This window comes from Vreelandella azerica (assembly GCF_013112225.1).
Taxonomy (GTDB): Bacteria; Pseudomonadota; Gammaproteobacteria; order Pseudomonadales; family Halomonadaceae; genus Vreelandella; species Vreelandella azerica.
Window position 1 is genome coordinate 1 of record NZ_JABFHI010000012.1, and the last position, 23,681, is coordinate 23,681.

A 23,681-nucleotide genomic window follows, 5' to 3' on the forward strand; every position below is an offset into this window, starting at 1 on the left:
TGTCGTAACCCGCCTGAGTCTCGTCTTCCAGGTCTTGGTAGTCCTGAATGGCGGTATCCAGCGCCTTGAGGATGCCGCGATAATCCACCAGCAGGCCAAACGGTTTTTGTTCGTGCAGGCGATTGACCCGCGCAATGGCCTGAATCAGGTTATGGCCCTTGAGCGGTTTGTCGATATAGAGCACAGCGTTGCGCGGCTCATCAAAGCCCGTGAGTAGCTTATCGACGACGATCAAAAGGTCCGGGGCGCCATCGGTACCGAAGTCTTCGATTACCTGTCGCTCGTAGGCTTGGGGATCGCCGGTGACGTTGGCTTTCCACCACTGCTGCACTTCCGGCGAAGTGGCTTCGTCGATGTTCTCGTGGCCTTCCCGTGTATCCGGGGAGGAGATCACCACGCGGGAGGTGACCTTACCAATCTCGTCCAGCTCACGCTTGTAGCGAATCGCGGAGAGTTTGCTGTCGCAAGCCAACTGCGCCTTGAGGCCACTGTCGTCTTTCTTGATGTGCTGCTCGAAATGTAGCGAGATGTCCCAGGCGATCAGCTTGATACGCCGTGCCGCGCCGTAAACGGCCCCGCGTTTAGCGTATTTCTTTTTGAGGTCAGCCTTCTGCTCGTTGGTCAGCCCCTGAGTGATTTTCTCGAACCAGGCATCGATTGACGTGTCGTTGACGTCGAGTTCAGGGCGGCGCTCCTCATAAAGCAACGGCGTGACGGTGCCATCCTCAACCGCCTTGCGCATAGTATAGGCATGCACAATCGGGCCGAAACGCTCTTCGGTAGTCGCCTTGTCATCCTTGATCAGCGGCGTGCCGGTGAAGGCAATAAACGCGGCCTTGGGGAGAGCGTTGCGCATACGGATATGGTTCTCGCCGCCGTGGCCGCGGTGGCCTTCGTCGACCAAGACGAGGAAATTCTCACTGGGGTTGTAGCACTCGGGATGCTTCACCGCGGAGCGGAACTTGTCGATCAAAGTGAACAGCACCCGCTGGTTGCCCTGGCCGATTTCATGGGCCAGCTCGCGGCCGCTACTGGCCCGTGCGCGGTTGGCTATCTGGCCACCGCCAATGCTCTGTAGGCCCAGCGCGCCGCCTTCGGCAAAGGTATTGGAAAGCTGCTTTTCCAGATCCACCCGGTCGGTGACCACCAGCACGCGGCAGGCCTTGAGCGCCGGATGCAGGATCAGCGCCTGGCTCAGGAATACCATGGTGAACGACTTCCCCGAGCCGGTGGTGTGCCATACCACCCCGCCCTGGCGGCTACCGTCCCGCTCAAACTGAGTAATCTGCTCGATCAATGCCTCGATGGCGAAAAACTGCGGATAACGCGCCACAATTTTGGTGCCTTTACTGAACAGCACGTAGAAACGGATCAGTTTCAACAGTCGGTCGGGCCGCAACAGGCTGATCAGCATGCGGTCCTGCTCGGTGGGCAACACTGGCTGCGACCACAGCGCCTCAAAGTGCTGGCGTACCGCCGTGTCTTTGTCGGCGAACAGGGCGTCTTGAACCTCATCGGCAAGCGGCTGATTCTTGATGGCGTCGAAAGTCGCTTCAGGTAACTGCTCTTCCACCCAGCGCATCCAGAACTTGGCTGGCGTGCCGGTGGTGGCGTAACGCCCTTCGGTCAGGCTGATCGCCATCACCAGCTGGCTGTAAGCAAACAGCAGGGGAATCTCATCAACCTTCTGGTTGCGCAGGGTCTGGCTGACGCCCTCATCGATCATCGACTTGTTGGGGTTGCCTGACGCCGCCTGCTTGGCCTCGATGACTACCACCGGTATCCCGTTGAGAAAGCCCACCACATCAGGGCGACGGGTATGGGTGCCATGCACCGACAGCACCTCGAACTCTTCCGCCACGTGAAAGTAGTTATTCTCGACATGATCCCAATCTACTAGCGGCACCGTAACGGCATACTTCTGGCCGTTAGGCATGAACTCGGTGACCGTCACCCCCAGCGTCAGCCGCTCGTGCAGCCGCTGGTTGGCGACCATCAACCCTTCCCCCAGCCCGAGTGAGGTTACCGCCTGCATTACCTGCTGAATCCCGTCTGCCGAAAGCGGATACCGCTCACCCCGGTACGAAAAACGATAATCACGCAGAAAGCCCTCTAGCAACGGCTTGAGCACTACTTCGCGATTGGAGCGCCGCCGCGTGGCCACTGCCGCCGGCGAGAGATAGGTCCACCCCGCGTTGATTAACGTCGCCAATGCCGGAATGTGCGAGGCATAGAGTTCGGTGGTGTTGGGCAACGGCCGGGGCTCGGGGCGTGTCATCGGATCATCCTTGGTCAAATAGAGGTAGTTGACATGTATAAACAGAGGGTTACTCAGTTTTAATTAATATTGTTGTGCTCAGACTGATCTGGGTTAGCACGTACATATTCCACACCATTTAACGTATAGATGCTGTGACCGGGATGCCTCCCATCCTTTACCTCTTTCACCAACTGCTTCCTTGGTACACGTCCACGACCACGGACAGTGTAGGTCGCATTTTCGCCGTTCGATCCGTCACCATTACCGCGAATATGAGTCGCCATAAAAACCTCCTAGATATGAAAAAGTCTAAAGAAGTCAGCGAATGATTCCAGCACAGCACTAAGTGCCTGATCACAAATTTCCGTGTAACATCGATTTTAAAATCACTGACACGGATAAACCTATGGCAAGGCGTCGCTTTGTTGATCCTCTCACAAAGTCTGAGCAGCAGGCACTAACCAAGGCCTATCACCAAAGCGAGAAGCGGGCTTTACGTCGACGTGCGCATGCCATCCTGATGAGTGATCAGGGCCATACCATCAACCAGATCAGTGACATTCTGCAGGTTCGCCGCGATGCCGTCTCTCGATGGCTCAAACAATGGGAAACGTTGGGGCTTGACGGGCTCGCCGATAAGCCCCGCAGTGGTCGGACACCTATTCTGGACGAGCACGACAACCAGCGATTGAAAGAAATGGTTGTTGAGCAGCCTCATCAGATTCGATCCTTACAGGCTCGGTTTCAGGAAGAGACTGGCAAGACAGTTAGCACGGTGACCCTTCGCCGGGCGTTGAAAAAAAAATGATCTCAGCTTCAAGCGCATTCGTCATTCACTGAAGGCACGGCGTAACGAAAGGGATTTCCGCAATACTCAGGGCCTCCTTAAGGCGCTTCAGCAGCAGGAAGACGAAGGCGAGCACGAGCTTTACTATTTTGATGAGTCAGGCTTTTCACAATCGTCGTCAGTGCCATACGCGTGGAGCCCTGTCGGTTCACCCTGCGAAGTAACCGCCTACTCTCGTAGCCGAAGACTAAACGTATTAGGGTTCCTCAGCCGTGCAGGGAAGCTTGTCTACCATACCACGACGGAATCAGTGACGGCCGAGACGGTCATCGAAGCCTTCGACACGTTTGTGGCTCAGAAAGCCCCTGACACGTTCGCCGTTGTGGTGCTCGATAATGCCAGTATGCATCGCTCCATAGCCTTCAGGAGAAAAATAGTGGAATGGATGTCGCATCGTGTGCATTTGATCTACCTATCAGCTTACTCGCCAGAGCTGAATCTCATTGAGATTTTATGGAAGCAGATGAAGTACGCATGGTTGCCGTTAAGCGCCTATCTTTCGTTTGACCGCCTCTGCAATGAGGTTCATCGCCTACTCGGCGGCTATGGAGTTTTGCACGCGATTAATTTTGAATAGGCACTTATCAATCGCTGATAGTGTTTCCATGGCTTTTTCGCTGACTGTTTATTGCCTCCAAGCCATCAAGTGCCATCGCGGCAGCTTGACGCCTCATCACGAGCTAGGGAATCAAGGCACGTCACAAAAAATGTCGCATAAAGATTACCTCCATCTTTTAGGTGGGTTTAACCTTGGTTTATACATACCAAGGAGTGAATCTCGAAGTGGTTGGTCAAAGGTCTCAAATCACCTGGCACACGATCTCTTGGCTGTGATTCCAAACTAATCTCTACTTTCAACCTTGCTTGCTCTTCATTTTGAGCATCAACTTTTTCAAGAGTTTCTTGCTCATTGCCGTTGTGATCTGTGTAGCAAGCTCTGCATTCAAATGATTTCATTATAATCCTCTCTATTTGTTTAACTTCAGCTTTTGACAAACTACTAAATACGTATGTTCTCTTTTAAAGCCAAGAAAATCACGCGGCCTCCGTGCCCACGTTCACCCGCCGCTTGCCGGTCAGGAGTTGTTGCATCAGAGCTTTCTTTTCCTGCTGCAATAGATCAAGCCTTTCCTTTAGGGCAATAATCTCTCGATCAGCAAAATTTAGAATCTCAGCAATTTTTCGCTGCTCATCAAGAGGTGGTAATCTGAATGGGAAGGTGCACAAAGCATCAAAACCAACTGAGTCACGGACAGAGCCTTGCGTACTACCTGCTATGCGCTGCTTAGCCTCATTGGACTTCATCCAATTAAGAAAATAATCATTATTGAGCCGCGATTCGTATACGCTGAAAACAACGTACATAGGGCTCAGCAACCCCTCATCATAGCTATCTAAGCGAGCGAATGAGCCAATGTTGAGTCGGGATGGGTTGTAGCCATATTGCCCTTTCCGAACGACCCTATAATTACTTACATTGTCACTGGCGACACGCTTTGCAAAGTGGTCTTCAGGTAATACAAATCCACTATGGTTAGTTACTGTAAGCACTCGTGATATTGAGAGGTCCTTGTTTCGAGCTTTTACCTCAGTAAGCAGCTCCCTAAGCCGAACTTCCTCCCACTTCCCCTCAAACCCCGGCAACCGCTTCTTCCCGGTCAGCAACTGCTGCATCAACCCTTTCTTGCCCTGCTGGCTGTTCTCAAGCAGGTGCTCGGTGGCGGTGATGGCCTGATCCCAGGTGGAGAGGATCTGGGCGATCTTTTTTGTTCGGGGAGGGGGTATAGGAACCAGAAACCCTTTTATCCTAGTAAGTGCCAATTTCGGCTGTGCATTCTGCGTCTTCTCCTCATCAATTGGTTTTTGCACAATTGGCGATCTTAAAACCTCCAAGAGAAAACGCTTATTGCACTTAATATTTGTCAGCCTGTCGGCGTTTTCGGTTAAATTGGCACCGCCCAACTCTTCTGGCACTTCTCCAATCAAACCCAGTGTTCCAGCAACTGTTATAAATATGTCGTCTTTTTCAATTCGGTACCGTGATATTTTTGGTGCGATTTCTTCCGGAACATACTTGATAGAGGCAACATCAACACCGCCATCAAACATGTCTGTCACGCGAATATATGGGAAACCAGTATTTTCGGCAGTCAACTGGTACCCCTTTGGCAACCGTTTACCACCTTTAACGTCTGCAACTTCACCGATAGTTTTTAGATCCCACCCCTCAGGCACCATAACCCAACTCCTTCAGATAGCTTTCCATCTGCTTATTCAGCGTTGCAATTTCCGTTTCAATCTCTTTGCGCTCTGCGTGTACGGCCATCAGGTCGATCTCGTCTTCTTCCTCGAAGGTGTCCACATAGCGCGGGATGTTCAGGTTGTAGTCGTTTTCCTGGATCTCCTCCAGCGTGGCCAGATAGCTGTACTTATCGACCGCCTCACAGTCGCTGTAAGTCCGCACGATCTTGGCGACGTTCTCATCACTGAGCTGGTTCTGGTTCTTGCCCGCCACGAAATCTCGGCTGGCATCGATAAACAGCACCTTTTCGTCACGCCGATCCTTGCGGAACACCAGGATCGCCGCCGGGATGCCGGTACCGTAGAAAAGCTTCTCCGGCAGACCGATCACGGCATCTAGCAGGCCTTCATCAATCAGCTCTTTGCGGATCTTGCCTTCGGTGGAACCGCGAAACAGCACCCCGTGGGGCACCACCACGCCCATCCGGCCACTACGGGGCTTCAGGGTTTCGATCATGTGCAAGATGAAGGCGTAATCGCCCTTGGTTTTGGGCGGCACGCCGCGGCGAAAGCGGCTGTAGGGGTCGCTGCTGGCGGCTTCATGGCCCCACTTCTCCAACGAAAACGGCGGATTGGCCACCACCACATCAAAGTGCTTGAGCTTGCCCTCGCCATCAAGGAGCTTGGGGTTGCGTAGGGTGTCACCCCACTCAATCTTGTGGTTGTCGATACCATGCAGAAACATGTTCATCTTGGCCAGTGCCCAGGTGCTGCCAATGGCTTCCTGGCCGTACAGCGCAAAGCGCTTGGAGCCGTTGTAGGCGTGACGAATCTGGTTTGCGCATTTCAGGAGCAGCGAGGCCGAACCACAGGCCGGGTCGCAGATCTCGTCGTTCTCCTCAGGCGCGACCAGTTCGGCGATCAGCTCGGACACCTCCGGCGGGGTATAGAACTCGCCGGCTTTTTTGCCTGACGACGCCGCAAACTGCTTGATCAGGTACTCATAGGCGTTACCGATGATATCCAGCTTACCCACGCGGCTCGGCCGCAGGTTCAGGTCGTCCGCGGCGAAGTCTTCCAGCAGGGCTTTAAGAATTTCATTTTTCTGCTTCTCGTCGCCCAGCTTGGTCGAGTTAAAACTGATGTCCTGGAAAACATCGGACAGCTTACCGGTGTTGGCCTCTTCGATCGCGTGCAGTGCCTTATCGATACGTTCGCCATTGCCAGGCTCATGGCGTGCCTCATGCATCGCGTAGAAGTTGGCTGCCGGAGGCAATACGAAGCGCTCGTTCTGCATCAGCGCTTCGATCAACTCGGGTACATCTCCGTGCTCACGGGCGTATTCGTCGTAGTGATCCTGCCAGACGTCCGACAGGTACTTTACGAATAGCATGGTGAGCACATAATCCTTGTAAATGCTCGGGTCCACCGTGCCGCGAAAGGTGTCGCAGGCATTCCAGACAGCCTTATTGATACGCTCTTGTTTGATACTCTCGCTGGGTGCCAAGCGATTGTCGGTCGTGTCTTGCGTCATGGAGCTCTCCTTGAAATCAAAGCGGCCTGCGGCGGCACGCGAATCGGTTAAATCAAATAAAGGGCAATAGAGTAGAAGCCGTCAGTTCAGATATCGGTAAACGCCTAACCAGCGCGCGCCTCGGCCAACACGGCACTGCCCAGCGCCCGGACTTCTTGATCGCGGTTGACGATCAGCGCTTGTAGCGCGTCAGCCTCTTTCCGCGCAGCTTCCTGGTAGGCGGTGATCAATGTTTGCTGTTTTAGAGATGGCAGCGTGATCGGCAAAATTTTTAGCTGTGCCTTGCTCACGCTTTGCTGCAACGTGCCCTGTCCTAGTCGCGTCAGGCGCATCTGGATATCGTGATGGTTGATTTGCCAGGCAAGAAAGTCAGGCGTGAGGACGCCCAAGGCCTCAGGGGTGAGCCGAATCAGAAAAAGTGAGGCGAACAGACGGTGTGGGGCGGTATCGCATCCGGCACAACCGCTGCAAAAAAACGCGACCCGCGAGAGGCAAACAACAGATCCCCAGGTTGAAGGTAATCCGGCTGACGTTTTCCCGAGAGGGCAACGCGATCAAACGTATCGAGGGTTACTGGCCTCTCGAATCCCTTCACTGGATCGAGATGGCGAACCTGCACTACATGGGCATCACCATCGGGGTTGGGGGTAATCGCCCCGCGGAACGGGTAGCCCGGCTTGATCTCTGCCAGCGCCTCTAAAGGCGCTTCACTGCGTGCATACGATGTCATCAGTGTCTCTTTAATGCGTCATTGGATATGATGCATTAAAAGTAGAGGCTAAACCGTGTTCGGCCAAGGAAATTTTTGCATCATTGGCTAAGATGCAAAAATTGTTCGGAAGCGATGGCTGCGTGCCGCCTTTAGAGTGAGAAAAATACAAAACAGCAATGCGAAGGTGCGTTGCACCCGCCATAGCGAGCGAAAGACTAGCCATCCATGGCCAGCATCCATGCCGTGACGCGCCTTGTAACGAACCTCTTGGCCAGACATCCGCAATCACGTCACACATTCAGCATGGCAGGCATATGGTGAGCCTATCTGTAAACCATGACGTCATTCGTGTAAGTCATCTGGCTTTCTGACTATGCCTATTCGTTCTGTTCAGGTATATGTTCCGCCAGGTCTTCAAGCGTGCAGCCAAAATAAGCGCATAAACGATCCAAGTGATCCGTCGTCGTACTGTAGCCTCGACGATTAATCATTTTCGATAGCGTCATTCGGTGAATATCCGTGGCTTCCGCTACTTCACCGATAGTGAGCCGCCGCCCCAACTCATACTCTTTTTTCGCCATCATCTCTTTGATTTTGAAGCGTATCACAGCTCACCTCCACATTAATCATACTCAAATGATAACGAAAAACGACAAAAAGTGGTTGCCAAAACGAAAAAACCTGCTTAAATGTTTACACAGGGCTTCAAATCAAGCCCCAAACATCAAAAGAGGAGAAGGTACGTTATGGCACAAATTGTAGACGCAGATTTTTTTCGACAAGCGGTACGAGAAAAGGAGGGGGCACGCATGCTACAGCGCTTCACAATAGCAGTAGCACAATCTGTACAATTAAAATTGGAGTCCAACATTGTGCTGGCTCCCTTGCTGGGTCAACCACCACATTTATCAAACTATGTCGCATTGGAAAAATGGGTGGCACGTGAGCTCGCAGCGTGCGATCTGTATGCAACAAAAGAAACGCTGGATCAGCTCAGTAAAAAGTTGGAGCGTACACTTTCTGATGCGACTGCAGCGTAAAACAATATTCAGAATCGCTGAAGGCCCCGTATGGCGGGGCTTTCCTCGACATATTCCCTTCAGAAACCAGGCCCATCATTGTTGGGAATCCATTTACGTGAGTTTGGTTCCTCTGGCACAGGTTCCGGTTTTTGTTCAGCAAACGCATCTCGCGGCGCAGGTGGCACGTACTGCGCGCGTCTCTGCCGCTCTCGCTCAAAGTCTTGACGCTCCCGTTCTTGCTGACGTGCCATCCAGGCCTGGTAAGCGGTTTTTACTCCCTCGCTACGCTCATAAAATGCTCTAGCAGATCGCTCAAATAATTCACGCGCTGCGCCAGATCGTTGAAAAGCTGCTCGTTTTTCTGGTCGCTTTCTTTCAGCTCCCGTCGTAACGCTTGGTTGTCCCCCTGCTGCTCTTTCAGCGTTGTCTGCAGCCGTTCTAGCTGTGCTAACAGCCCGTTCACCAGCTGCTCTGAGTCGCTCTGCTGCTTCTCTAACTGCCGCAATAGCAGCGTTTCCAATTCGCTCATGACTTAATCTTTCTCCTGAGTCAATCGGACGACTGGCGTATCGTCTTTCAGTGTCCCCATCCAAGCGGTTTCCAGATCTATTCCAATAAGATATGTCTGTCCGTCGCTCAACGTGCGAACCTCCACGCCTTCCGGCAGTCTCGGCATCGCCTCGGCCCGCTCGATCTCCGTATTCAGCGCTGACAGACGTGCTAGGCGGCTGTCGATCAACCGGTCGGACACCGCTAGGCCGCCCGCCGTCACGCCACCCACGGCCAGCATCACGGCCACTGCGATGGCCATCGGGCGCGTCCAGCTCCGCAGCCCCCGATTTGGCTCAGTCGCTCCGCCTGATCCGCTGCTTTGGCTAAACGCGCCTCGATGTTCTCGATCTGCCGGCCACTCCGTTCCTCGACGTCGTTCAGCGCCTTGTGGAGGCCTTCGCTCTGGCTCTGAATAGCGTTCTCGGTTGTACGCTGCACGTCGCTGAGTAACCGCCGTAAGCCGCTCTCGTGCTCGCTGAGCTGCCGCTGGGTCAGCTCGTCCAGTTCGGCCAGCTGCTTCTCTCTGCGCTCTGCGAGCTGCTCGCTCAAGGGTTTGTTCGATGGTCCAGTTGTCACGAAAGAGGTCTCCTTTTAAGCGAATGGCTTTCTCTGCGCCGGGGGCTTTACGCTGACATAGGCGTGGCTTGCGCGCGTGATTTCCCCAATTTCAGATAGCTCTTGCCGAACCTCAGCGGCCGTTGTCACAAGTCCCTCGGCGGCCAGCGTCTCGATATGCTCGGTAATCTCTTTGCGGCTTCTGGGATGTTTGTCCGGCTTACTCCGCCCCTTGCTCTCGTGGCCAGGCTGGACACTGCGGGCACGGTCGGGATCGTCAGGCCGCGCCCATCCCATTTTGTGATTCCAGTAATCACGAAGCGGGTCGAACGTTTTCTGGTGGCTAGGAGGCGCGATATTCAGCGCTTTGCCGGTTTTAAGCTCGACTCTCGCAGTGAGGGTATGAACGTGGGGCGTTCCATCATCATCACGGTGCAGGACGGCACAACTCGCATATTGGTCGGCATCGAGGCCAGCGAAAGCGGTCGCTTCCCAATCCTCAATCACAGCCTGAATCTCGGCAGGGGTAGGGTTGTCGTCGGGTGCCCAGCTAATAATGCCGCTGGTATATCGCCATTGATGCGTAGTGGCGTCGGCTACCTGGGCGACTATCGAGGGATCGCCGCGCAGCACAGTTACCTCGGCTCGCACCTCGTCGTTATGGTCGTTTTCCTGGAGCAGATAACGAACAGCCCCGGCGGCACTTCCTTGGCATGACTCAGGAATTTGATGTGCATGACACCTCCGTTCCCTCATCGTCCTCTGCGTAACGAGGCAGCTCCGCTAAGGCGTGTAATTCACGCTGAATAGCCGCAAGCTCGCCAAGCAGTTGGGCATGGTCGCCAGGTGTGAGTCCTACTGAGTTCAGCACACGGGCAATCTGGTTCACGTTGCCACCCAAAGCCGCTAGCTGACGCAGAAGCTCGGGGTCAGCCGTTAATGTGCGCAGCCGACGTCGCTGACCGGTCTGAACGGCATCGGGGCCGTCGACGCGGTGGCGAACCCAATCACTCAACGACAAAGCGGCCTCATCGGCCCGCCGGCGCCATTCGTCGGCAGTGTCATCGGGCAGCCGTAACGTCACCCTCCGCGTCAGTGCCATGCGCAATCCTCCGGGTCCGATAGGGGCTTGGGGGTCGAGGGGGCGCAGCCCCCGCCAGCCCCTTGTCTGTGAGCGTCAGCGAAAAGTTAGCTTGCTAACTGTCAGACAAGGGTAGGCTGGCTTATTGCCTATGATGCTAATCCCACTATAGCATATCCCTCCAAGCTATGCTTTTGCATCAATCACTGCTTGTCACGCTTGGCGAGTTGATGTCTCGATCTGGAGAACGGCCTGTACATCGCAATACCGTCAGGAAAGCCATTCAAAAGCTTGAGGCAGAGCGGTGGATTGAGATTGTTCCGATCGGCGGCAAAGGGAGCGCCCTCGCTTACGTCATCAACGACCGAGTTGCATGGGGCCAGCCCCGTGACAACCTGCGCTATAGCCGCTTCTCCGCCCAAGTTTTAGCATCACCGAACGAGCAGGCGACTCCTCTTGATGACCGGCCACCGCTGCGTCAAATTCCGACTTTGATGAGGGGCGAGAAGCAAATCCCACATGGCGAACATGGCGAGCCACCAAGCCAGGGGTTGATACCGGGTTTTGAGCCGGATTTGCCCATGAGGAATGATGATGGTGAGGATAATTATTAAACTATCTTTTAAGGCGCTAAGCAGGGATTCTGGATTGATAAAACGTCTGCCTGAGGCCATCCTCCATAAAAGATAGTTTATTTTTTGTCTATAATCTATCTTTTATGGCTTTTGCTTAAACCAGCCCGAAAACCCAAATAAGATAACCTATCACATTAATTAGACTATCTTTTGTGCCGAGGTTGGGTACTCAAATTACGGTTGGCGAGAATGCTGTATAATTAGACTATCTTATATGGTCTTTATAAAAGGACGCTCTTATGCCCGGTAATGAACAGCTCGACACAGCACCTTACCTTGTCGTCATGAAAGATGAGGCAGCGCGTTTATATGCCCGGATGCGTGAACTTGAAGATGAATGGCTAGAGGCGTGTGAGCGCCGTGGTTGCACCCTTGTACGATCAGGCAGACGGCAATGCGTCGTGCTGACACCTCAGCCAGCAGCACTACCTGATCTGGATATTAAGCCCTATACGGAGTGGGCTGAAGCAGCTGCAAAGCTTGCTGAAGAACAAGGGAAAAAAGATAGCGTGGGCTCCAGGTCAAGCCAAGCGCCCACCTGGATCACCCTCGACGGTGCGCGCTCACCGCTTTCCGAAGCGCCACCCAACTACTACGTCCAGCGGCTTCGTTACCGCACAGCGCAGGCCGCACGCGGCGCCCGGCTCGGCCCTGACGACGCGCTTGAATACATACGTGGGCTTGTTGCTCGCGCATCATCGAGCCTCGATTCAAGCTATAAGCACGGTCATAAAGACCGGGTTAGCAAGCAAAAAGAGCGCTTGGCGCGGCTGCAAGATGACCTAACAGCTTTTCAAAAGTTGGTGACAACAGCGCGGCAGCAAAATCTGCTAATTAGCGTCCAAGCGCTATCCGGTAAGGCATGGAAAATCACGGCACGTACGAGCGATAAAAATAGCATTAGCACCAGTGTCACCACCATCGCTGCCATGCCGTGCACTGCCGACGTATTGGTTGAGCCAGCCGGAAGCCGCAACAGGAGCAGTAGAGCAATTAAGCAGGTTGATTTCGAGCACGTCCGAGTGCACGTTTCGCTATACGAGCGAGCCTAAAAATTTTTTTCAAAAAAAAGGGCACAACGAACGGAAGTGCCCCTTATATATCAGGTAAGCCCACTGAAAATGGAGTAACCGATGTCTGAAGACGGAACACTATTGCTAGAGAAGCAGCTAGAACTGCTGAAACTGGCAAACAACATCGCACAACTGGAAGCGATGAAACACGAGCTACCATCGAGTCAGCTACCCAGTATTGAGAAAACACTGAAAATCCTGACCGACGTGTATGCAGAGACGGTATAATCCACTAATTTACCCACTTACAACCCCGCCACGGCGGGGTTTTTTGTGCCTGAAATACGAATATTAAATATTATTAAATATAATATACAATATTTGTATATATTTTTAATATCGTATATTATATTTAATATCTCATTATATCGGAGTGTTTGTTATGCAAAGCAGCGGTATCACCTACCAAGACGTTGAGAGAGCAGCAGATGTGGTCGTCGGCCGGGGCGAAAAGCCCACCATCGCCCGTGTACGGGCAGAAATCGGCCGAGGCAGCCCCAACACCATCCATGAGCACCTGACAGCTTGGAAAGCTGCCCAAGCGCCCAAGACACGCCAGGCCGCCACGCTCTCCGATTCCCTCTCTGCCGCCCTCGCTCAAGAAATTGAACAGCACGCGGCGACCGCCCGTGCTGATGCAGAGGAACGGGCACTAGATGCCGAGCAGACCGCCGATGAGCTGGCCAAAACTGGCACAGCCCTAGAAGCAGACATCGAAGCTCTGAAAGCACAGGTTTCCGCCTTGAGCGCCGAGAATGAGGCGCTGACGCAGCAACGTGATGAGGCCCAGAAAGCCAATGACCAGCTTACCCACGACCTAGATCGTGAACGCGCCGCCAAAGAGACCCTGGTATTGGAACTCGCGGAACTGCGTCACCAGGTCAAAACCCAGCAGCAGCAACTCACGGACGAAGCCAAACAGCGGCAGGCAGCTGAAAAAGCCCGTGATACCTCGGAAAAAGCGCGTGTTGCAGCGGAAAAGGCGGCGGCAGTGGCCGATGCCAAACGGGAAGCCCTACAAGAAAGCGTCAATGATCGTGATCGACAGCTTGAGCAGCACCGCCAGGATGCTGAGCAGCAGATCAGTTACCTACGAAAGCAGCTTGAGAACGCCGAGAAACGCGCCTCAGAGGCCGAGAGAGGGAAAACTCAGGCAAATACTCAGGTTGAGACGCTGGACGCTCAGATCGCCTCTATGAAAGCCAGAGAGAGTCAACCGCGTCGAGAGGAGGAACAGCCAGGGCTGCCGTTTGACGAAACATCACACCTAAAGTGCTCATAAATATATGATCTGTGTTACACCTAATTTAACACGGGTTTACTTTTAGAAAGGTTAACGAATGAGTGTAAGAGAACAGCATTATGAAGCTGCTGCTAAGCTACTGGCAGAGCACCATCCCAGTACGGATTCGCATAGCGATACATATTGGCAGGGCTACCTCGATGCAGTGGCCTGGCACCTCGCAGGTCAGCCAGGCTCCTACGAGAGTTATTACCGTTACACACCAGGCATGGTATCTCGGGATGCCTGGGCGTATGGATGGGTTTCCGGTCAGCAATTTGCCGCGCAAATTGGCTAAGCCTCTGCCTGGTGTGGGGGCATGTCGACCGTCCAGGCAGCAAAAAACCCGCGGTGGCGGGCTTTGTCGGGGCGATGGGGTGGAGGGGCTTAGCCACTAAAGCGAACTTTTCTTGTGTCTATCGGTTGCCTCCATTGGACTTTACCTCGCAAGATATTCATTCAATCAAACAGAGGAAATTTAGGTATGTCAATCTCATCGCTTGGCATTGGTTCTGGACTAGACCTTAACGGTCTATTAGATCAGCTACGAGATGCTGAGCGGGGCAAGCTTAAGCCCATTGAGCAGCAAAGAGAAATTGAGCAGACCAAAATTTCCGCTTACGGGCGTCTGGAAAGTGAGCTTTCTGAATTTCAAAGCAACGCCAGCGTACTAAGTAATACTTCCTTATATGAAAGCCTTTCTACTAATACCAGAGGAGAGTCGGTAAGCGCCGCCGCAGACGAAACGGCAATGCCGGGCAGCTACAATATTGACGTGACAACGCTTGCCTCGCGCGGCACGTTAGCATCAGCAGGTGTCACAGCGCCCGATACGTCGATCTCTGCCAATATTGACCAACAGATGGAATTTACCTTTGGCGATGGCTCGAAGCGAAATGTTGCCATTACTGCCGATAGCTCGCTTGAAGATATCCGCGATGCAATCAACGCTGACGACAATGCCGGTGTCAACGCGACCATTATTAATGATGGCAGTGGCACCAACGAGTTTCGCCTAGCACTAAGCTCTCGCGAAACCGGCGCTGACGCTTCGATTTCAAGCTTTGCGCTTGAAGGTACAGACCTTACGCCGGACGGATCTGGTGCCGAGGCGGGTCAGCTGGCTATCACTATTGCAGATGCAGCCGCAGCTACTGTCACTGGCATCAATCTGGTAATCGACGGTACGCCTTTGGACACCACCGGCATCGACTTTGCCACTGATGTCACTAGTGGCACTACACTGGCAGACCAGCTTCAGAGTCTGGATGCGATTGACACCGCTATCTATACCGATGGCGAGCTGACTATCACCACCGCCGTTGGCGAAGCCATTACTATTGACGGTGGCAGCGCGCTAACTGATGAAGGAGTAGGAGTAGGTACTGATGGTGAGCCAACAGGCGGTACTGGCAGTACCGGCACTCATCAAGCTGGCACTGATGCGAATCTCAAAGTCAACGGCATCACTATTACTAGCGCTAATAACCAAGTAGAAGGCGCGATCCAAGGCGTGACCTTGAACCTACAAAGCGAAGGTGCAAGTACCGTCGCCGTTGAGCAAGATACACGCGCTGTGCGTGAAGCGGTAACCGGCTTTGTGGATTCCTACAATTCGTTAAAAGTTTCTATTGGTGAGCTAACTTCATTTAACCAAGAAACTGGGCAGGCCGGTGAGCTAAACGGCGACAACACGGTTCGCAGGGTCGAATCAACGTTGCGCAGCGCGTTAAGTGGCAGTGTTACCTCGAACGGCGAAGGCTTTTCGATGCTTAGCGACATCGGTATTGCGGTAGAGCTTGATGGTTCACTGTCTGTTGATGAAGGGCGCTTGGATGATGCGATTCTTAACAATCAGCAGGCATTATCGAATTTCTTTGCAGGTAGCGTTCAGGCTACCGGCTTAGCCGAACAGATCGACACAAGGATTGCCCAAATGTTAAGCAGTGATGGTACTGTTCAAGGCGCCATTAACAGTTCTGAAAATCGTGTTGAATCACTGAACGATCGTTATACCCGCACGGAACAGTCAATTGAGCGCACTATCGGACGCTATCGTGAGCAGTTTAGTCAGCTTGATGCCATGATTGCTCAGATGAACCAGACTAGTGACTATCTAACTAACCAATTTTCTGCTTTGGAAGCACAAATGAATCAAGGCAGATAATCTATTTTCGTGTAGAGGAAGCCAATAATTCTGAATTATTGCCATTTATCTTGAATTTATAGGTCTATATAAATCAGTAACTTACAGCCCAACGGATAGCCGCTGATATTAGGGTCCCCAGGCACTGGCAAACGGACGGCATGAGTCACCAGGTGGCCAGTCACCAGCGGCAAAAAAAAAAAAAGAACCAAAAAAAAGAAAAGGGGCCCGGTGCATGACATCCCCCGCCAGCCCCTGAGGAGCTAACGCGCGGGCCCGCTTGTTGGCCGGTTGGCCTCGCCCTGGCAAACCCCCGCCAGGGCTCCCCGACCGGCAGCGGTGAAGATGAGTTTGTAATCTAAATCAAGTTTAAGACCTAACAACCAACCAGCCCTAACGGCTGCGCTACGCGGATAGGGTCCCTAAAGGGACCACTATACAAGGCGCGAAAAAGCCTCTTTTTTTTTTTTTTTCAATTACTTAGGCTTTTTGCTCCATCTGCGGATAGTCTTAGGGTCAACACTTAACGTTTGAGCTATGTGCGCTATCGGCAAGCCTTGAGAACGCATTTTAAGAGCCTGGGCACGCTTTTCGACGTTACCCTGCCTAACTCCACGCCCCGTATTTGAGTCAGAGTAGCGTGACTTGTCGCGCTCGCTTTTCCGCTGCTGCGCGAGGTCATCAGGGATAATAGCTCGCATATCAGGCAGCAATACGCTCGGTATTAGAGGTGACAGAGCTTTGTAGAGCGTTTGGCGTCGAAAGCGGTAGCGTGGGTCAACTAGACCATTGTTATAGCTAATAAGCCGCCCTTCTGCGGCGGCCTGAGCGCGCTTAACAATCGGACCTGTGTAATCCCGGACTTCACGGCTAGAGAGGCTTGGAATCTGGGTATGAGCAACAGCACTGATCTCATTTTCCAACGCTTCATACCGCGTGAACCACGATAGGGCATTTGATAGATGGAACAACATGTTGTTGCGATGCCCTTCAGGGAACGCCGCCAAACCAATGAAAATCGAGGATTCGATGCAGGTCTTGGTAGACCAGGTGCCAACGGTCGAAGATCGTTCCTGACGCTTTTCTGTTGCCTTGCTTAGCTTGTTTTTTTGCCCGTGCAGCTGAAATATCACGGATTTCAGCACGGGTAAAGGGCAGGATGGCATCAGCTAATTCATCGAATGTATAGCGCTGCGGCACAACCACCTCGGCCGTGACTTTCCAGCCGTTCGCTTTGGTGTTGGTCGTGCCAATCATGCGTAGCACCCTAGTAGCATCAGCGCTTTGAGGGTCGCCCTGGAGCAGTTTTACAAGGGCGCGCTGGCACGCTTGCCAACGGGGCAAAGCTGCTGCTGGTAGGGCTTCGGATAAGGTCCAGTAAAGATGAATGCCACGACCTGTGTAGACGATTACATTGGGCGGCGGAGCATGCGCCCGCTCTAACGCTGCGACGGCATCCCACGCCATACGCTGCATGTCTACGTCACAGTCCCCATCGTGCATGTCGATATCGACGTAGAGCGCATTGATCCGGTCTAGCAGCTTGATTAGTCGCCAGCCGTTAAATTCGTTCGGAGTGATGAAAGTGTCGGGCTGCCCGACCCAGCGCGAGAGCCGATCTTGCATCGCTTTATGCACATCAGCGGTAATCTTCGGCCACGCCGGTTTCTGGCCCTTGCACCATGCAATCATCGCGCTACGCTGATCGGGCGCCAAAGCAGCACGGTGGTCAGCAGGAGTTTCTAATAGTGGTATCGTGTGCGGCGCTACTTGGCAGCTAGGGCCATTTTGAGCCATAATAGAGTCCTGTATCTAGCGCCCCATACCGATCCTCCGCCAAGAGTTTCGCCGGTATGGGGCGTTCCATTTTTACTTACATGTCATTTTATCACATTCGAAAATTACAGGTTTTGAGAGCACGAACATACACATTTTCTTTGTAACACTTTCCTAGCGCCTAGCTTCTTACCATTACTCCTTGATCAGTCCGTGCTCAACAGCCCTATAAATCGCCATATTAATGATCGCCGCGCGCGATTGCCCCAGCTCAGCAGCCAGCTCGTCCACTCGGTCTAATAGGGTTGGTGTGATAGTCAAACTGATCTGCCGTTTATTCCCTTTGCGTACCCCTTTAGCTTGATTATCAGAATCTGGAGCGCCTGAAATAAACGTATCCGTCGCATCAGTCGATTTCGATTTTGGCTTCGTAATGACCATTTAAAACCACCTATTTAACTATATTTTTAATATTAAAAAGATATTTATATAATTTGTTAATTTCATCAATGGATTTCTTGTCTGAGGGCTTCAATTCCTGCACAGATAGCCCAGCACCAGTTGCATTCGAGAAGGCTTTTCGTCGTCGTATCGGAGTCGGCAAATACTCAAATTGCGATATTTCTTTAACCGCTGCCGCAGCTTCAGCGTTATCTGTCGAATGATTTCCTGGATCGGCTAGATTCAATACCGCCACCGCGCGTAAACCATCCCGGACACTTCGAGCTTCATCGACTAGTTTGGCCATGTCTTCTAATGCCCACACGTCATAAGAGCGGGGAGCAAAAGGTACGAGTAAGATGTCACTGAGTACCAACGCCGCTCGCAATGCGGTTGAGTCACGCCCGCCTGCATCGATAATAATGTCGTCGAACTTATCTACTTGCTGCTGAACTTGAGTGCGGAGTGTTGCTCCATCTGGATACGTGGCACAAGCCAGCCCAGGTACCACACCATTTTCCGACCTAATGCTAATAGCTGTCTGAGCTGTTCCCTGTCGATCCCCATCGATCAACCAAACATCGCGTCCTGACAGGGCTCGCGAAATTGCCAGACTCACCGCCAGAGTTGTCTTACCAACCCCTCCCTTGGTGTTGCCGACAGTAACTATCATATCAATACCTTTTTAATATTAAAATAATACTTAAAATATTGTCTATACCTACTATTGTCAATTCATTTTGTACATTTTAACTAGCGACTTCCATACAGCTTTCACCACTCACCAGCCTTCTATTTAGCGGCTGCTACTTCGTAGAACTGCTTACCGTTGAGGCTATTCAAGGTTCATGCTTTTCACGCGTTGCACTGTGCTCGTCGAGCACTGAGCGTGCTGAGCGACCTTTCGGATGCTGAGACCAGCATCTAGAAGCTCACTAACACGGCGATGAAGAGCTGGATTTATCGGACGTCCGCGATAACGACCTTCTGCCTTGGCCTTTTCAATTCCCTGCGCCTGGCGTTCTCGGCGCTGCTCGTAGTCCTTGCGCGCAATGGCCGCCATCATATCGAGCATCATGGCGTTGATGGCGTCGAGCATCCGAAAAGTAAAATCGTCACCTGGCGTTTTTTGCATCGCTGCATGGCTAGTGGGTAAATCCAGTGCCACCACACGAAGCCCTTTAGCATCGATCTTTGTACGCAGACGCTTCCAGTCGTCAGTGGGCAAGCGTGACAGTCGATCTATCGACTCGACCAGCAGCACGTCACCAGCATAGGCATCAGCCAGTAAGCGGCGTAGTTCCACGCGGTTGGGACTAGCCCCACTGGCGTTTTCGGAATAGTAACTGGCGATTTTTTGGTGATGGTGTGCCGCAAAAGCACCTAAGGCCTGACGGGCACGGTAGGCGTCCTGAGCGGAGGTGCTGGCACGCAGGTAGGCACGAACAAACATCGCAATATACCTTTTGGATAGCTGTGTCGTTTTGGGTCATTATCAACACAGTGTGTCGTTTTAAATCATTTTTCACAAATAGCGACACGCGATAAGGTAATGTTTGAACGTACTTCTTTGGGCATACCATAATCAATACAAAATAAGAGTCACTACCGATTTTTATATTTGAGAGGGGGAAGATGTTGGTAGGAGAAATCCCTTCTGGTTACCTTTTAAAAGGTTGCTGGCTGAAACTCACGCCTTCGCCTTCAAACCATTGATACCACTTGCATATCTGCTTCGTCATAGGTTCTGCAGACACAAACAAACCTTGGTTTTCTTTACGCCATGCGCGAAAGAAGGTCGCAGTGACAAGGTTTAGATAGCAAGCGGCACCGAAACGTCCAACTCGGGGGTATACCAGGCAGGACTTGAGGACCGAAAAGCCAGGTGAAGCACCACAACATTGGATTTACGTGGTGCTTGGCTTATTGACGGTCGTCTTGCGCTTCTGTCGTTCTGTATGCTTCTTCTTCCTCTCCCTCAACTCCTCCTCGGCATGTGGCACTAATGCATCTCGCAGCGGGGACAGGTCGTATTCGTTGGTATCACTGCGATTGTTCTCTCTGCGGCGCTGAATGCGTTTGATAAGGCCGCCAGCTTCCATGGCCCGGATCCGTTTCTGGATTGTGCCTGAAGTGACCCCTATCGATTTAGCCAGGGTCGCTTTTGAAGGATATGGCTTCTGCTCATTTTGCCACCAGTAGGTCATTAGGTGGAGCAGAATATTAAGGTCTAGGGAATCTAGGCCTAAGGTTTTTTGTCTGTATATCAGTATGTTGGGTATCGATGTCCAGCCAGCGTCCCTGGTCGGTTTACCCCATTTCTGAGCGATCGCATCTGTCTTCTTGGATTTTGTCTTCTGTTCCCCGGGGGGCTAGAGCTCGTATCTTGTGCCATGCATGCCAACCTTCTAAAAAGTAGCCTCGTTAGAACACGAAGGTATGGGGTAATGGCCGACTCCACAAGGCCTCGGTGCCGTAGGGTAGGGTTTTTCAGGGACTCCCTCGCACTAGATATATGTTCTTCGTGTGTTTACTGATATGTTTATTGTTTGCATTATGTCTTATTCGGAGGTTTTTGGGGATACCCAGGTGGGAGGTCATAGCTGACCCCTAGTGGGGGTTTATAAAAACCCCCACTAGAGTCTTTATAAGACTTACATTTCAAAATTTCAGCGTGGATAATGGTCTCTATGATGGGGTTTATTGAGCGACGTGGCTGACACGGTGGGACGGCTTTTCGTACACCGCACGAGCCGCCAGCGATGCAAAAACAAAAGCCCCCGCTCGGGGCGGGGGCTTTCGAACTATCGTCTGTCCTCAAGGGGAGGCTTTCGCCAACAAAACTCGAGGCTAGTAACTCAAAATATAAGGCTAAATGATCGTGACGTCAACAACTGAACAGATCCAAGCGATACGGAGCGCCTTGTCCGCTGCCCGTATGAGCACCTACGACAGCGCAATTTCTTCGCAAGAAGGCGATGACCTAGCTGCTCTAGAGCTATACATCTGGAACGCGCAGATTTCAGGGGTATTTTTAGCTCCCCTACACCTATGCGAAGTCGTCATGCGCAATGCGGTTTCGGAGGCCCTAGAAGCTAAGTACGGCGTTCACTGGCCATGGTCGCCAGGCTTCGAACAGAGTCTCCCCGCACCGCCAGTAGGGTATAGCCCGAGACGGGATCTGTTTAATGCCCGGCAAGGGGCTCAGACGGTAGGCAAGGTGATACCTGAGCTGAAATTCGCTTTCTGGCAGAGAATGTTCACGAAACGACATGACCATCGTTTATGGAATACCCTCCTATTCCGTGTCTTTCCAGGGTTACCCACGATGAGTCCGACCAGTGAGTTGAGGAAAGAAATCTTTGAGGAATTGGAAAAAATACGAACCCTTCGGAATCGGATTGCCCACCATGAGCCTATCTTCACACGCAACCTCCAAGAAGACTTCGAGCGTATCGTGAATCTGGTGGCATACCGTTCTCAGCCCACTGCGTCCTGGCTAAAGAGCCATCAGCAGGTAGAGGACTTCATCGGGTCTCGGCCAGCAATTCATATAATAGGCTCGTGAGACTAGGCTTGGTGCTTTAGCTACTCCTGGCGATCAAATAACGTACCTTTTATTCACATAGAATAATTTACGCAATTTATTTACACAGAATTCCCCCTCCCGAGCCTCATGGCGGGGCAGCCAGCGCGCGCAAAAAAACGACCGAATTCCTCTCTTTTCCCGACATTTTCATCTCACTCATTCAGCAGCATCTCCGACATGCCATCCAGCCGATGCTTCACCGCTTCCCAATGGGGCATAGCATGGCGTAATAGGTCATAGAAACGCGGGCTGTGATTGTGCTCTTCCAGGTGACAGAGTTCGTGCAAAATGACGTAGTCGATGCACTCGGTGGGCGCTTTGACTAAGTGCGGATTGAGCAACACATCGCCCTTGGGGGAGCAGCTTCCCCACTGGGTTTTCATCTCTAGCAGCCGCCAGTTTGGGCGGGTTTTCAGCCATGGCAGTGTTTGCTCTACATGCATCAAGCGGCGCTGAAAGACATCACTGGCTCGGTTCCGGTACCAGGCGCGCAGGTCGGCTTTTACCCGCTCGCGGTCGAGATCTTTCCCCGTGACCTGAATCTGTCCTCTTATCAGCTTCACGTGGCGCTCGCTGTCGCTATGGAGGCGTTTGAGCACATAACGGCGCCCAAGGTAGAACAGCGTCTCGCCACTAACATAGTCACGCGACAAAACGTGTCGCTGTCTTTCTTCGATGCCTTTTAGGTGCCCCGCCACCCAACGAGCGCGCCTCAGCAGCGCCTGCTTGGCATCTTTCAGCGACGTGCCTTCCGGTGTCTGTACCTCCACTTCACCATTGGGGTGAACATGGATGACCGCTTTACGCTTGGTACAGGCGGACTTGGCATCTTGCGTCCAGGTAAATGTCAGCGTGCGCTCGCCATAGCGCACGGCATATTGCGCGGCAGGCATCTGTGTCTGGATATCACTCATGATGGCTTACGTCCTACTCGCACGATATGAATGACTTCATCAATGATGGCTTTGGCCTGTTCCATGCCGAAGCGCTTGTAGAGCGTTGGCAGCAGCGACTGACGAATCCCAGCTTCGATACCCTGGGGATTCAGCGTGTTTTCAGCCACCTGCTGGTCCACCAGCGCGTCGATTGCCAGGGCGTCGTTGATCAGCGCTTCATGCGCCTCTTCTGACATCGCATCCACAGTGGCGTCGCCCAGCTGCAAGCGAAACACGCCGTAATAGGCCCGCGCGTGGGGGTTATCTTTCAACTTGGCCGGGATACCAGGCACGCTGCGCTCGCGCACCTGCTCTTCGACCTCCTTGAGCAGGGCGTACTGCTTGCCGGGGTAATCAAAGGCGGCGTCCGCGGCGGCGATGGCGTCTTTGAGCAGCTCAGAAAACACCTTCTGGGCGTAAGGGTCATCTCCGAGTTCTTCTTCAATGGTTTTCTTGGTGCGGGTACGAATGCGATCGGCTTCGTTGCGGGTTTTCTCATCACTCCATTCATCTTCCGGGGCCTGGCCCAGCTGATCCACAGCGTACAGCCCATCGTTGTCACGAATATGAGTGGCTGTAACATCGTCGTCCACCAGTTTGCGAATCTGCTTCTCGTAGGCGGAGTAGTCGATGGTCTCCTGGGCATCCTGTTTGGCTATCTGGCGTAGCTTCACAAACCAGCGTAGATCGCGTTTATAGGTCTCGATGGTCGCCTCAGAGAAAGAAGCATCTTCAAAGAAGCTGCGCGATGACAAGGCCAGCTTGAGGCACATGCCGAAGTCCGTCAGCGCGGCATAGAAATCCTCACGCAGAGACTGGTTGGCATCATAGTCATGGCCATCGTCATCCTGCTGGTAATGTGGCATCAACACACGGCGGAAAGCTTCCTGGTCGGCGGTGTTCTGCACGTCACGGAAGAAGCCCCATAGCCGCTCATGCAGCGCTGGAAGGCGTTTATATTCGGTATCAACGTTGTGGTAGAGGCCGTCGATATCCTCAA

Annotated in this window: 28 protein-coding genes and 1 pseudogene; 8 read left to right on the top strand and 21 right to left on the bottom strand. The window is 52.7% G+C overall.

Going from position 1 to position 23,681, the window contains the following annotated elements; genetic code table 11:
- Both HLB35_RS15685 and HLB35_RS15690 read right to left on the bottom strand, forming a co-directional pair.
- Window positions 1-2,278: type I restriction endonuclease subunit R (locus HLB35_RS15685; protein ID WP_171703293.1), on the bottom strand; the 2,278-nt coding region annotated here is incomplete at its 3' end.
- Window positions 2,279-2,337: 59 nt separating this feature from the next.
- Window positions 2,338-2,544 (bottom strand): DUF3892 domain-containing protein, encoded by a 207-nt coding sequence (locus HLB35_RS15690; protein ID WP_171703294.1) that lies wholly within the window; start codon window positions 2,542-2,544, stop codon window positions 2,338-2,340.
- Between the two features lie 122 nt (window positions 2,545-2,666).
- On the opposite strand from HLB35_RS15690, the gene HLB35_RS15695 reads away from it, so the two are divergent.
- A protein-coding gene (locus HLB35_RS15695; RefSeq protein ID WP_171703295.1) for an IS630 family transposase occupies window positions 2,667-3,684 on the top strand; the annotation gives its coding sequence in 2 pieces (ribosomal slippage) (window positions 2,667-3,056 and window positions 3,058-3,684; 1,017 coding nt in all).
- 167 nt (window positions 3,685-3,851) lie between these two features.
- Here HLB35_RS15695 and HLB35_RS15700 read toward each other — a convergent pair.
- From HLB35_RS15700 to HLB35_RS15725, 6 genes are all read right to left on the bottom strand, one after another.
- On the bottom strand, window positions 3,852-4,064 hold the full coding sequence (locus HLB35_RS15700; RefSeq protein ID WP_171703296.1) for a hypothetical protein: 213 nt from the start codon (window positions 4,062-4,064) through the stop codon (window positions 3,852-3,854).
- Between the two features lie 78 nt (window positions 4,065-4,142).
- On the bottom strand, window positions 4,143-5,345 hold the full coding sequence (locus HLB35_RS15705) for a restriction endonuclease subunit S (protein ID WP_171703297.1): 1,203 nt from the start codon (window positions 5,343-5,345) through the stop codon (window positions 4,143-4,145).
- Complete coding sequence (locus tag HLB35_RS15710; protein WP_171703298.1) at window positions 5,335-6,882, bottom strand: type I restriction-modification system subunit M; 1,548 nt, start codon at window positions 6,880-6,882, stop codon at window positions 5,335-5,337. The genes HLB35_RS15705 and HLB35_RS15710 overlap by 11 nt, the downstream gene beginning before the upstream one ends.
- Window positions 6,883-6,986: 104 nt before the next feature.
- Complete coding sequence (locus HLB35_RS15715; RefSeq protein WP_171703299.1) at window positions 6,987-7,271, bottom strand: restriction endonuclease subunit S domain-containing protein; 285 nt, start codon at window positions 7,269-7,271, stop codon at window positions 6,987-6,989.
- 20 nt (window positions 7,272-7,291) lie between these two features.
- Window positions 7,292-7,612, bottom strand: a complete 321-nt coding sequence (locus HLB35_RS15720; protein WP_171703300.1) for a hypothetical protein — start codon at window positions 7,610-7,612, stop codon at window positions 7,292-7,294.
- Window positions 7,613-7,971: 359 nt separating this feature from the next.
- Window positions 7,972-8,202, bottom strand: coding sequence for a helix-turn-helix domain-containing protein (locus HLB35_RS15725; protein ID WP_171703301.1), 231 nt, complete (start codon window positions 8,200-8,202; stop codon window positions 7,972-7,974).
- Between the two features lie 138 nt (window positions 8,203-8,340).
- Between HLB35_RS15725 and HLB35_RS15730 the strand changes: the two genes are divergently transcribed.
- Complete coding sequence (locus HLB35_RS15730) at window positions 8,341-8,634, top strand: hypothetical protein (RefSeq protein WP_171703302.1); 294 nt, start codon at window positions 8,341-8,343, stop codon at window positions 8,632-8,634.
- A gap of 253 nt (window positions 8,635-8,887) precedes the next feature.
- On the opposite strand, the gene HLB35_RS15735 is transcribed toward HLB35_RS15730, so the two are convergent.
- The 5 genes from HLB35_RS15735 to HLB35_RS15755 are packed head-to-tail and all read right to left on the bottom strand — an operon-like array spanning window position 8,888 to window position 10,825.
- The gene (locus HLB35_RS15735; protein ID WP_171703303.1) at window positions 8,888-9,145 is read right to left on the bottom strand and encodes a hypothetical protein; all 258 of its coding nucleotides are present in this window, start codon (window positions 9,143-9,145) and stop codon (window positions 8,888-8,890) included.
- A 3-nt stretch (window positions 9,146-9,148) separates the two neighbouring features.
- Window positions 9,149-9,427 carry a hypothetical protein gene (locus HLB35_RS15740; RefSeq protein ID WP_171703304.1) on the bottom strand — a complete coding sequence of 93 codons (279 nt, stop codon included), beginning with the start codon at window positions 9,425-9,427 and terminating at the stop codon, window positions 9,149-9,151.
- Window positions 9,406-9,717 (bottom strand): hypothetical protein, encoded by a 312-nt coding sequence (locus HLB35_RS15745; protein ID WP_171703305.1) that lies wholly within the window; start codon window positions 9,715-9,717, stop codon window positions 9,406-9,408. The genes HLB35_RS15740 and HLB35_RS15745 overlap by 22 nt, the downstream gene beginning before the upstream one ends.
- A gap of 42 nt (window positions 9,718-9,759) precedes the next feature.
- Window positions 9,760-10,479 (bottom strand): relaxase/mobilization nuclease domain-containing protein, encoded by a 720-nt coding sequence (locus tag HLB35_RS15750; protein WP_171703306.1) that lies wholly within the window; start codon window positions 10,477-10,479, stop codon window positions 9,760-9,762.
- A complete protein-coding gene (locus HLB35_RS15755) occupies window positions 10,442-10,825 on the bottom strand; it encodes a MobC family plasmid mobilization relaxosome protein (protein WP_171703307.1) in 384 nt (127 codons plus the stop codon). The genes HLB35_RS15750 and HLB35_RS15755 overlap by 38 nt, the downstream gene beginning before the upstream one ends.
- Window positions 10,826-10,998: 173 nt before the next feature.
- Between HLB35_RS15755 and HLB35_RS15760 the strand changes: the two genes are divergently transcribed.
- The 6 genes from HLB35_RS15760 (at window position 10,999) to fliD (ending at window position 15,961) form a co-directional block, all read left to right on the top strand.
- Complete coding sequence (locus HLB35_RS15760; RefSeq protein WP_171703308.1) at window positions 10,999-11,418, top strand: helix-turn-helix domain-containing protein; 420 nt, start codon at window positions 10,999-11,001, stop codon at window positions 11,416-11,418.
- 260 nt (window positions 11,419-11,678) lie between these two features.
- Window positions 11,679-12,491 carry a hypothetical protein gene (locus HLB35_RS15765; protein ID WP_171703309.1) on the top strand — a complete coding sequence of 271 codons (813 nt, stop codon included), beginning with the start codon at window positions 11,679-11,681 and terminating at the stop codon, window positions 12,489-12,491.
- A gap of 81 nt (window positions 12,492-12,572) precedes the next feature.
- Complete coding sequence (locus HLB35_RS15770; protein ID WP_171703310.1) at window positions 12,573-12,740, top strand: hypothetical protein; 168 nt, start codon at window positions 12,573-12,575, stop codon at window positions 12,738-12,740.
- Window positions 12,741-12,894: 154 nt separating this feature from the next.
- Window positions 12,895-13,794 (top strand): DNA-binding protein, encoded by a 900-nt coding sequence (locus HLB35_RS15775; RefSeq protein WP_171703311.1) that lies wholly within the window; start codon window positions 12,895-12,897, stop codon window positions 13,792-13,794.
- Window positions 13,795-13,852: 58 nt separating this feature from the next.
- The gene (locus HLB35_RS15780; protein WP_171703312.1) at window positions 13,853-14,092 is read left to right on the top strand and encodes a hypothetical protein; all 240 of its coding nucleotides are present in this window, start codon (window positions 13,853-13,855) and stop codon (window positions 14,090-14,092) included.
- 186 nt (window positions 14,093-14,278) lie between these two features.
- The gene (gene fliD, locus HLB35_RS15785) at window positions 14,279-15,961 is read left to right on the top strand and encodes a flagellar filament capping protein FliD (protein ID WP_235937289.1); all 1,683 of its coding nucleotides are present in this window, start codon (window positions 14,279-14,281) and stop codon (window positions 15,959-15,961) included.
- Window positions 15,962-16,416: 455 nt separating this feature from the next.
- On the opposite strand, the gene HLB35_RS19050 is transcribed toward fliD, so the two are convergent.
- The 8 genes and pseudogenes from HLB35_RS19050 to HLB35_RS15825 form a co-directional block, all read right to left on the bottom strand.
- Window positions 16,417-16,914, bottom strand: coding sequence for a helix-turn-helix domain-containing protein (locus HLB35_RS19050; protein ID WP_422822471.1), 498 nt, complete (start codon window positions 16,912-16,914; stop codon window positions 16,417-16,419).
- Between the two features lie 16 nt (window positions 16,915-16,930).
- Window positions 16,931-17,737 (bottom strand): DNA-primase RepB domain-containing protein, encoded by an 807-nt coding sequence (locus tag HLB35_RS15795; RefSeq protein WP_171703314.1) that lies wholly within the window; start codon window positions 17,735-17,737, stop codon window positions 16,931-16,933.
- A 174-nt stretch (window positions 17,738-17,911) separates the two neighbouring features.
- Window positions 17,912-18,157 carry a ribbon-helix-helix protein, CopG family gene (locus HLB35_RS15800; RefSeq protein WP_171703315.1) on the bottom strand — a complete coding sequence of 82 codons (246 nt, stop codon included), beginning with the start codon at window positions 18,155-18,157 and terminating at the stop codon, window positions 17,912-17,914.
- A 10-nt stretch (window positions 18,158-18,167) separates the two neighbouring features.
- Complete coding sequence (locus tag HLB35_RS15805; protein ID WP_171703316.1) at window positions 18,168-18,830, bottom strand: AAA family ATPase; 663 nt, start codon at window positions 18,828-18,830, stop codon at window positions 18,168-18,170.
- A 162-nt stretch (window positions 18,831-18,992) separates the two neighbouring features.
- A complete protein-coding gene (locus HLB35_RS15810; protein ID WP_171703317.1) occupies window positions 18,993-19,610 on the bottom strand; it encodes a recombinase family protein in 618 nt (205 codons plus the stop codon).
- A gap of 454 nt (window positions 19,611-20,064) precedes the next feature.
- Window positions 20,065-20,487, bottom strand: coding sequence for a helix-turn-helix domain-containing protein (locus HLB35_RS17985; protein WP_328732293.1), 423 nt, complete (start codon window positions 20,485-20,487; stop codon window positions 20,065-20,067).
- Window positions 20,488-21,898: 1,411 nt separating this feature from the next.
- A complete protein-coding gene (locus HLB35_RS15820) occupies window positions 21,899-22,660 on the bottom strand; it encodes a M48 family metallopeptidase (protein WP_171703319.1) in 762 nt (253 codons plus the stop codon).
- Window positions 22,657-23,681, bottom strand: a pseudogene (locus HLB35_RS15825) (type I restriction endonuclease subunit R); the annotation flags it as partial. The gene HLB35_RS15820 and the pseudogene HLB35_RS15825, both read right to left, overlap by 4 nt.

Bases quoted from the DNA above. Each gene is read 5' to 3' on its own strand.
- HLB35_RS15800 (WP_171703315.1), bottom strand. From the start codon at position 18,157: ATGGTCATTACGAAGCCAAAATCGAAATCGACTGATGCGACGGATACG.
- HLB35_RS15805 (WP_171703316.1), bottom strand. From the start codon at position 18,830: ATGATAGTTACTGTCGGCAACACCAAGGGAGGGGTTGGTAAGACAACT.
- HLB35_RS15795 (WP_171703314.1), bottom strand. From the start codon at position 17,737: ATGGCTCAAAATGGCCCTAGCTGCCAAGTAGCGCCGCACACGATACCA.
- HLB35_RS15740 (WP_171703304.1), bottom strand. From the start codon at position 9,427: ATGGCCATCGCAGTGGCCGTGATGCTGGCCGTGGGTGGCGTGACGGCG.
- HLB35_RS15720 (WP_171703300.1), bottom strand. From the start codon at position 7,612: ATGACATCGTATGCACGCAGTGAAGCGCCTTTAGAGGCGCTGGCAGAG.
- HLB35_RS19050 (WP_422822471.1), bottom strand. From the start codon at position 16,914: ATGTTGTTCCATCTATCAAATGCCCTATCGTGGTTCACGCGGTATGAA.
- HLB35_RS15775 (WP_171703311.1), top strand. From the start codon at position 12,895: ATGCAAAGCAGCGGTATCACCTACCAAGACGTTGAGAGAGCAGCAGAT.
- fliD (WP_235937289.1), top strand. From the start codon at position 14,279: ATGTCAATCTCATCGCTTGGCATTGGTTCTGGACTAGACCTTAACGGT.
- HLB35_RS15750 (WP_171703306.1), bottom strand. From the start codon at position 10,479: ATGAGGGAACGGAGGTGTCATGCACATCAAATTCCTGAGTCATGCCAA.
- HLB35_RS15700 (WP_171703296.1), bottom strand. From the start codon at position 4,064: ATGAAATCATTTGAATGCAGAGCTTGCTACACAGATCACAACGGCAAT.
- HLB35_RS15755 (WP_171703307.1), bottom strand. From the start codon at position 10,825: ATGGCACTGACGCGGAGGGTGACGTTACGGCTGCCCGATGACACTGCC.
- HLB35_RS15810 (WP_171703317.1), bottom strand. From the start codon at position 19,610: ATGTTTGTTCGTGCCTACCTGCGTGCCAGCACCTCCGCTCAGGACGCC.
- HLB35_RS15770 (WP_171703310.1), top strand. From the start codon at position 12,573: ATGTCTGAAGACGGAACACTATTGCTAGAGAAGCAGCTAGAACTGCTG.
- HLB35_RS15765 (WP_171703309.1), top strand. From the start codon at position 11,679: ATGCCCGGTAATGAACAGCTCGACACAGCACCTTACCTTGTCGTCATG.
- HLB35_RS15705 (WP_171703297.1), bottom strand. From the start codon at position 5,345: ATGGTGCCTGAGGGGTGGGATCTAAAAACTATCGGTGAAGTTGCAGAC.
- HLB35_RS15780 (WP_171703312.1), top strand. From the start codon at position 13,853: ATGAGTGTAAGAGAACAGCATTATGAAGCTGCTGCTAAGCTACTGGCA.
- HLB35_RS15730 (WP_171703302.1), top strand. From the start codon at position 8,341: ATGGCACAAATTGTAGACGCAGATTTTTTTCGACAAGCGGTACGAGAA.
- HLB35_RS15690 (WP_171703294.1), bottom strand. From the start codon at position 2,544: ATGGCGACTCATATTCGCGGTAATGGTGACGGATCGAACGGCGAAAAT.
- HLB35_RS15710 (WP_171703298.1), bottom strand. From the start codon at position 6,882: ATGACGCAAGACACGACCGACAATCGCTTGGCACCCAGCGAGAGTATC.
- HLB35_RS15735 (WP_171703303.1), bottom strand. From the start codon at position 9,145: ATGAGCGAATTGGAAACGCTGCTATTGCGGCAGTTAGAGAAGCAGCAG.
- HLB35_RS15820 (WP_171703319.1), bottom strand. From the start codon at position 22,660: ATGAGTGATATCCAGACACAGATGCCTGCCGCGCAATATGCCGTGCGC.